Origin of the sequence: Martelella alba, assembly GCF_006516955.1 — a bacterium.
GTDB classification, from domain to species: Bacteria; Pseudomonadota; Alphaproteobacteria; order Rhizobiales; family Rhizobiaceae; genus Martelella; species Martelella alba.
This window is the reverse complement of sequence record NZ_VHLG01000048.1, coordinates 1-1335: the sequence shown is the minus strand read 5'-3', so window position 1 is coordinate 1335 and position 1335 is coordinate 1. Positions and strand designations below refer to the sequence as shown.

The following is a 1335-nucleotide window of genomic DNA, read 5'->3' as shown; positions in this document are numbered from 1 at the left end:
CTTGGCTCTTCGCTTTTCTGTCCGAGCCTCATACTCAAATTCATCCATGAACCAGCCCTGTGAAACCAGCTTCAGGCAATAGAAGCAGTGGGTTTCAAGTGGGCGTCACTGCGGGCGTCGTAGCCTGCTTTCAGGGTTTGCGGGTACTCCTCACGCACTGAGGCGCACGAACGGCATAAAAAGTTGGCAGGAAAGTACGAGCATGGATGTTGAAATCAAGGTCACAGTCACCGCCCCGGACGGCACATCCCACACCGACACGATGGGTAAGCTCACCAAAGGGTTCGAAACGATCGGCGAAATCGGACTGAGCATTGACGAAAGCAAGACGCTTCTGCTGAATATCCAGCAAAAGATTGTGGACGCGCAGTGTGCAGCCTTTTGCGCCGAGCGCGCATATTGCCAGTGCTGCGGTCGAAAACTGCGGTGCAAAGCGCATCGACAAGTCAGATACCGCACGGTTTTCGGCGACGTCGGTATCGACAGTCCCCGTTTCTACCATTGCCAATGCCACGATGGACCGTCCAAGACCTTCAGTCCCCTAACCGAGCTTCTGCCCGACCACATTGTCCCAGAACTGCTCTGGCTGGAAACGAAATGGGCATCGTTGGTGTCTTTCGGGGTGACAGCTGACATTCTGAAGGATGTCTTGCCCGTTGATAAAAACCTCAGTCCGGACAGTATCCGCCGACATTTGGGGCGGGTGGCGGGTCGAATGGAAGCCGATCTGGCTGACGAGCGCTTCAGCGTCATCAGCACCAACGCTCATCAGCGGGCAAAACGCCCCAATCCGGAAGGACCGATTACGGTCGGAATTGATGGCGGTTATGTTCGATCCCGTGATGTCGGCCAGTTGCATTTTGAGGTGCCGGTGGGCAAGTCGATCCCGACAAATCGGCCCAGTCGCTACCTGGGCCTCGTTCAAAGCCATGATGTCAAACCGAAACGGTGGCTGCATGAAGTGCTGAAAGATCAGGGCTGGCAGGAAAACCAGATGGTAACATTCATGACCGATGGCGGCGATACAGTCATCAAAATGGCCCGCCATATGGCGCCAGCCTCGGAACACATCCTCGACTGGTTTCATATCACCATGCGCATCACGGTGATGCTGCAATATGTGAAGGGGCTGGCTCACAACAATCCAGAAGAAGCTGAGGTTATCTCCCGCCTGCTCCGCCAAATCAAAGGCTTCCTTTGGCACGGCAAGCCACATGACGGCCAGACAATAATCTCAGATCTGTTCGTTGAACTGGATGAGATCGAAACCAACTACTCGAGCTTCAAGGCCTTGCGCAAATCCGCCGCCGAATTCGAAACCTACATTGTTAACAA

The 1335-nt window shown here is 54.4% G+C and carries 1 protein-coding gene; it reads left to right on the top strand.

Translation table 11 applies throughout. The annotated features are described in order from the left end of the window. Positions 1 to 202: 202 nt before the first annotated feature. Positions 203 to 1335: ISKra4 family transposase (locus tag FJU08_RS22605; protein ID WP_141151298.1), on the top strand; the 1133-nt coding region annotated here is incomplete at its 3' end.